The following is a 6,109-nucleotide window of genomic DNA, read 5'->3' on the forward strand; positions in this document are numbered from 1 at the left end:
CGCATTACACGAAGTGAAAAGCGTGGGGGCGCATCAGACCGCCGCTTCGTCCTCTTCGCCGGTACGGATACGCACCACACGCTCTACGCTGGTGATGAAAATCTTGCCGTCACCGATCTTGCCGGTGCGGGCGGCGCGCACGATGGCGTCCACGCAACGTTCCACGTCCTCCGTTTTCACCACCACCTCGACCTTGACCTTGGGCAAAAAGTCGACCACGTACTCGGCGCCGCGGTATAGCTCGGTGTGGCCTTTCTGGCGGCCGAAACCCTTGACTTCGGTGACGGTCAGGCCGGTTACACCGCATTCAGCCAAGGCTTCACGGACTTCTTCGAGCTTGAAGGGTTTGAGGACGGCGGTAATTTGTTTCACTGAATATCTCCGTTGGTTTTAAATTGGCAAAGCCGTGATAAACGGGCATCTCTTAATCAGCCAGGGCCGCGGGTCCGGCTTCGCCGGCCCGCAGGCGCAGCGCCCCCCGGGGGGCAGCGAGGACACGTCAGTGCCGAGCGTGGGGGCCATATCTAGGCATGAAATTTGTTGGTGACAGGATAGCGCCAATCCTTGCCGAAGCTCCGGTGGGTAACCCGGATGCCTATCGGTGCCTGGCGGCGCTTGTACTCATTGATCTTGATGAGCCGGGTCACACGTTCGACCACGGCACGATCAAACCCCTCCGCCACGATGGCCGCTATGCTCTCGTCGTTTTCCATGTAGCGCTGCAGGATCGCGTCGAGCGCCTCGTAAGGCGGCAGGCTGTCCTGGTCAGTCTGGTCGGCGCGCAGTTCGGCGCTGGGCGGGCGAGTGATGATGCGCTCGGGAATCGGGTTGCTGCCGGTGCCGTAGGGGTCGTTCTCGTTGCGCCACTGCGCCAGCCGGAACACCGTGGTTTTCAGCAGGTCCTTGATGACCGCGAATCCGCCCGCCATGTCGCCGTACAGCGTGCAGTAGCCGGTCGCCATTTCGCTCTTGTTGCCGGTGGTCAGCACGATGGCGCCGAACTTGTTGGACAGCGCCATCAGGAACACGCCGCGGATGCGCGCCTGGATGTTTTCCTCGGTGGTGTCTTCCGGCAAGCCCTTGAACTCACCTGCCAAAGAAGCCTTGAAGGCTTCAAATTCGGGGATGATGGAAATCTCGTCGTAACGCACCTTCAAACGCGCAGCCATGTCGCGTGCGTCTGTCCAGGAGATGTCGGCGGTATAGGGCGACGGCATCATCACCGTGCGCACCTTGTCGGCGCCCAGCGCGTCCACCGCAATGGCCAGCACCAGCGCCGAGTCAATGCCGCCCGACAGGCCGAGGATGGCGCCGGGAAACCCGTTTTTACCGAGGTAATCGCGCACGCCCAGCACCAGCGCGTCCCACAAATCCGCTTCGGCGCTGCGCAGCGGCACCTCTCTAGCTATCAGTTTAATAGCGCCCGGCGCACGTTCCGCCTGGGCCAGAAACAGATTTTCCCTGAAACTTTCGGCCCGACCCGCCAGCGCGCCGTCTGCCTGCAGGGCAAAGGAGTGGCCTTCGAAGACAATTTCGTCCTGCCCGCCCACCAGGTGCGCATACACCATGGGCAGGCCGGTGGCCAGCACGCGCTCGCGCATCATGCGTTCACGTTCGCCGCCCTTGCCCACATGGAAAGGCGAGGCGTTGATGACGGCCAGCAGCTCGGCGCCCGCCTCTTTGGCCAGCCGCGCGGGCTCCTCGAACCAGGCGTCCTCGCAGATCAGCAGGCCGACCTTGACCGCATCGGCGCCCTCGCCGGCTTCGAACACGCAGACACCCTGCCCCGGCGTGAAATAGCGGCGCTCGTCGAACACCTGGTAGTTGGGCAGCTCGCGCTTGGCATAGGTGGCAATCACCGCGCCTTCGCGCAGTACGCGGGCGGCGTTGTGGCGCTGGTGCACCTCGACACTTTTTGTGCGCAGGCCGCGGCCACTGTCACCATGGGTCGGCGTGCCCACCACCACCGTCAGCCCCTTTAACCCGGCCAGCTCCCGGGCCACCAGATTCACGGCATCATCACAGGCTGCGATGAAGGAGCGGCGCAAAAACAGGTCTTCGGCGGCGTAGCCGCATATCGCCATCTCGGGCGTGAGCAGCAGGCGCACACCGTCGGCATAGGCCGTACGTGCCGCATCAATGATTTTTTGCGCGTTGCCCGGCATGTCGCCAACGCAGTAGTTCAATTGGGCAACGCAGATGTTGAGAGTCATGAAAAAAGAAAAAACGGTTGATGCTGTGACTGAAAACGATTATGTCATCCGCGTGCTGGATTCGCCGCTGCAGGTCCCGGCCGCCGACTGGAACGCGCTGCTCGCGGCGCAGGCGGGTGACGGCAGCCTGAACCCCTTCATGCGCCATGAGTACCTCGCCGCCATGCTGGAAAGCGGCAGTGCCACCCCGCAAACCGGCTGGACCGCGCGTTTTGTCATGCTGTCGCTGGGCACGCAGCTGGTCGGCGCCTGCGCGCTCTACCTGAAAGACCACTCCTACGGCGAATACGTGTTCGACCACGCCTGGGCCAACGCCTACCACCAGCACGGCCTGCCCTACTACCCCAAAGCCCTGGTGGCGCCGCCCTTCACGCCGGTGCCCGGCCCGCGGCTGCTGGCGCGTGATGCCGCCACCCGCACGCTGCTGGTGCAGGCGCTGCTGGCCTGGTGTACGGAAGAAGGGCTGTCGTCACTGCACCTGCTGTTTGCCAGTGACGAGGATGTCGCCGCCTGCGAGGAAGCCGGGCTGATGCTGCGGCACAACGTGCAGTTCCATTGGTCCAATAGAGCCCCCACGCTCCCCACTGCGTGTGCCTCCGGCGTTTCGCTGCCCCTTGCACGAGAAAAAGGGGCGCTGCGCCTGAGGACCGGCGAAGCCGGATCCGCGGCCCCGGCTGGTGAAAATAATGCCCCCACGCTCCCCACTGCGTGTGGTTCGCTGCCCCCCGAGGGGGCGCTGCGCCTGCGGACCGGCGAAGCCGGATCCGCGGCCCCGGCTGGTGAATACGGGGAGCCTCGGCCGTTTCGCGACTTCGACGACTTCCTGATGTCGCTGAGCCAGGAAAAGCGCAAGAAAATCCGCCAGGAGCGGCGCAAGGTGCTGGATGCCGGCGTGCGCTTCCGCTGGTCGCTGGGCAAAGACATCAGCGCTGCCGACTGGGACTTTTTCTACCGCTGCTACGAGCGCACCTATTACGAACACGGCAACGCGCCCTACCTGAGCCGCGACTTCTTCCAGCGCATGCAGGCCACCATGCCGGAGAACTGGCTGCTGTTTGTGGCGCAACGCGATGGCGCACCAATCGCTACAAGTTTGATAGCTGTCAGCGCAGGTGGAACAAGGGCAGAAGGCCAATTTGACGCCATAACACCGACCCGGGTTGCCTATGGCCGCTACTGGGGTGCGCTGGAACGTGTCGACTGCCTGCACTTTGAGGCCTGTTATTACCAGCCGCTGCAATGGTGCATCACCCATGGCTACCAGCGCTTCGAAGGTGGCGCCCAGGGCGAGCACAAAATGGCGCGCGCCCTGCTGCCGGTCAAGACCACCAGTGCCCACTGGCTGGCGCACCCGGCCTTTGCCGACGCGGTGGAGCGCTTCCTGGAACGCGAGGGCGAAGGCATGGCCGGCTACATGGAAGAACTGGAGCGGCGCAACCCGTTCCGGCAGGCGGAGCCTGGCGGCAATACCCCCTCGTGACGCTACAGTATTCATAGCTACCAGCGCTTTCCTACATTGGGCTGGAGGCCGATTTGGCGTATAAGGACAGTTGATTCAAGCTTTTTCTGAAACCCTGCTTCTCACCCTTTTTTCATGCTCGACGCCACCACCGACGCCCCCGGCCTTGCAACGCTTGCCACCCAGTCTGCACCGCTGGGCCGCGCCCATGCGCGGCGCCTGCGCGAGATCTACCGCTCCGCCGGCTGGCCCTGCCAGGACCTGCTGGAAATCGAGTTGCTGGCCGCCGGCCTGCTGCAGCGTGTCGCCGGCCCCTCAGGCCACGAGACCCTGCGCGTGACTGATGCCGGCGTCGCCTGCCTGGCCGCCGCGCTGGTGCGCAACCGCGCGGCCCTGTCGGCGCACGAGGCGCTGGTCGAACGCGTGGCCTGCGAGATGGTGCGCGCCGGCCGCATCACCTGGCGGGCGTTGAGCCTGCGCGCGCAGCTGCCGCCACCGGCCGACGGCGCCGCCGCACGCTGGTGCATGGTGCGGCCCGACGTGTTTTCGATCCGCAATACCTCGGTGGAAGCCTATGTCGAGCCCGTCGTCCATGAGATCAAGGTGCGGCGATCCGACCTGCTGGGCGACCTGCGCCGGCCCGAAAAACGCGGCGCCTATCTCGATCTGGGCGGCGAGTGCTGGTACGTGCTGGGCTGCGACGCCAAAGGCCAGCCCATTGCCACCGCCGATGAAGTTCCGCCGGAATGCGGCGTGATGCAGGTCGAAGGCGAACGGCTGGTGGTGGCCCGCGCCGCGCCGCGGCGTCCCCGGCAGGCATTGCCTTTTGGCGTGTGGGTCGCGCTGGCCAAGGCAACCCCGGTCGCCGGTCTGCGCGATGACGAACAGGGCCTGCTGGGCGATACCGACACCCACCCAGGGGAGAAAGAACCATCATGAACAAGCAACCCGGCACCGGCCATTACCAGGTCAAACTCGTCGAGTGCCCCAGCCTCAGCCCTGACGAACGTGCTGCGTCGGAGCTGCGTTTTCGCATGTCACTTGAATTTTCCCTGGGCGGCCCCGACCAGGTGCTGCCTTCCCTGCAGGCCTACTTGCTGGTGCAATCGCTCAACGAGGACTTGCCGCTGGGCGCGCAGGTGTCGCAAGCCGAGGAACAGGTCATCGCGCTGTGGGAGAACGCCGAAGAAGACGCGATCCTCGCGGCATTTCGCCCCTTGAACCGGGACATGGGCGATGCCCGCTTCGAAATCGTTCCGTTGTAAGCCTGCGGCGCCCCTTCAGCGCGCAAGCAGCAGGACCAGGCTGGCCAGCGCCGCCATGCCCACCAGCACCAGCGCGCCCGCCAGCCATGCCATGCGGCGGCGCTGCGTCTCGATGCGCAGAATCAGCTGCGTGTTCTGCTCGGCCAGCGCCTTGATCAACTCCGAGGAAGCAAGCATCTGTTCCTGCAGTTCTTTCGTCGCCGTTTCCAGTTCACTGACATGCGCGGTCAGGGTGGTGATGGCCCGGGCCTCCGGCGAAAGCGCTGCCTCGGTGGCATCGGCGACCTGCGCGCCGGCGTGAGGTTTCCTGCCCACCGCGGCCCACAGTTTTCTCGCACCGGCGGCGACCTTGGGGGCGTTGCTCACCACCTCGGTCCACGGAACACTTTGCAACACAGTCAACCAGCCTATCGCCATAAAGCCACCTTTCGGGAATTTTTCACACCCTCCGCCCGCCCCTGGAGCCGGCAGCGATGCGAACATCGGGCGTTCACCCTAACATGGCGGGAAAGACCCGCCGAGGGTGTTGTATAAATAGAGCATACAGACAAGCCTTCAAAAGGCCTGTCCCGCCGGAACAAAACCCGATATCACCCCTACACTGGAGCAACGCCATTCAAGCAAGGCCTGTTCTCGCGAAGGCCGCCAAAGCAGCCTGCCGACGTGTTGAAGACACCGGCGGAACAAGCCGCAACCCATCCGGCTGACCAAGCCGCGGACCCTCTGCCCAAGAAAGAATCCATGATCAATTTCACGCCGCAGCAATGGCAGATGCTGGTCGAGGCCGGCGCCCAGGAGCCCCAGCCATTGCACCTTGCCGACCTGAGCCTGCCCTTCGTGTACAACAGGATGATTGGCGTGTTTCACTGCGCGGCCGGTCGCCATCGCCTTGCCATGTCACTGCTGCTGGCCTTCAGGCACGGCTGCCACAGCGGCATCGAGGTCGGCGACAAGCTCGGACTCGAATTTCCGGACGACACGGCCGACCGGTGGCTGGAAGAAACCCCGGGAGCGGCCTTTCGCAGTTCGGTGGGTCGCAACGTGCAGGCCGGCAAGCGGGCCAGCCTGACCGTCATTGAAAAACGCTGGCTGGGCGACATGGAGTATCTGTTCGAGGACTAGTACATCAACACGTAAGTTTCGAAACATAGTATCGCCCAAGCTTTGTATCT

General features: G+C 64.1%; 7 protein-coding genes. 4 read left to right on the forward strand and 3 right to left on the reverse strand.

Annotated elements, in window-relative coordinates; all coding sequences use genetic code 11:
- Positions 1-33: 33 nt before the first annotated feature.
- Positions 34-372, reverse strand: a complete 339-nt coding sequence (locus PSV40_RS06020; RefSeq protein ID WP_007869659.1) for a P-II family nitrogen regulator — start codon at positions 370-372, stop codon at positions 34-36.
- Positions 373-524: 152 nt separating this feature from the next.
- Positions 525-2,213, reverse strand: coding sequence for an NAD+ synthase (locus tag PSV40_RS06025; protein WP_300535478.1), 1,689 nt, complete (start codon positions 2,211-2,213; stop codon positions 525-527).
- Between PSV40_RS06025 and PSV40_RS06030 the strand changes: the two genes are divergently transcribed.
- From PSV40_RS06030 to PSV40_RS06040, 3 genes are all read left to right on the forward strand, one after another.
- A complete protein-coding gene (locus PSV40_RS06030; RefSeq protein ID WP_300535481.1) occupies positions 2,212-3,693 on the forward strand; it encodes a GNAT family N-acetyltransferase in 1,482 nt (493 codons plus the stop codon). The genes PSV40_RS06025 and PSV40_RS06030 overlap by 2 nt on opposite strands.
- A gap of 114 nt (positions 3,694-3,807) precedes the next feature.
- Complete coding sequence (locus PSV40_RS06035; protein ID WP_300535484.1) at positions 3,808-4,611, forward strand: hypothetical protein; 804 nt, start codon at positions 3,808-3,810, stop codon at positions 4,609-4,611.
- Positions 4,608-4,937 carry a hypothetical protein gene (locus PSV40_RS06040; RefSeq protein ID WP_300535486.1) on the forward strand — a complete coding sequence of 110 codons (330 nt, stop codon included), beginning with the start codon at positions 4,608-4,610 and terminating at the stop codon, positions 4,935-4,937. The genes PSV40_RS06035 and PSV40_RS06040 overlap by 4 nt, the downstream gene beginning before the upstream one ends.
- A gap of 15 nt (positions 4,938-4,952) precedes the next feature.
- Here PSV40_RS06040 and PSV40_RS06045 read toward each other — a convergent pair whose 3' ends face one another.
- Positions 4,953-5,303: a hypothetical protein gene (locus PSV40_RS06045; RefSeq protein ID WP_300535489.1), complete on the reverse strand. Its 351-nt coding sequence runs from the start codon at positions 5,301-5,303 to the stop codon at positions 4,953-4,955.
- A 375-nt stretch (positions 5,304-5,678) separates the two neighbouring features.
- On the opposite strand from PSV40_RS06045, the gene PSV40_RS06050 reads away from it, so the two are divergent.
- The gene (locus tag PSV40_RS06050; protein WP_300535492.1) at positions 5,679-6,059 is read left to right on the forward strand and encodes a hypothetical protein; all 381 of its coding nucleotides are present in this window, start codon (positions 5,679-5,681) and stop codon (positions 6,057-6,059) included.
- Positions 6,060-6,109 lie beyond the last annotated feature (50 nt).

Origin of the sequence: Polaromonas sp. (assembly GCF_029945925.1) — a bacterium.
Classification (GTDB): Bacteria; Pseudomonadota; Gammaproteobacteria; order Burkholderiales; family Burkholderiaceae_C; genus Polaromonas.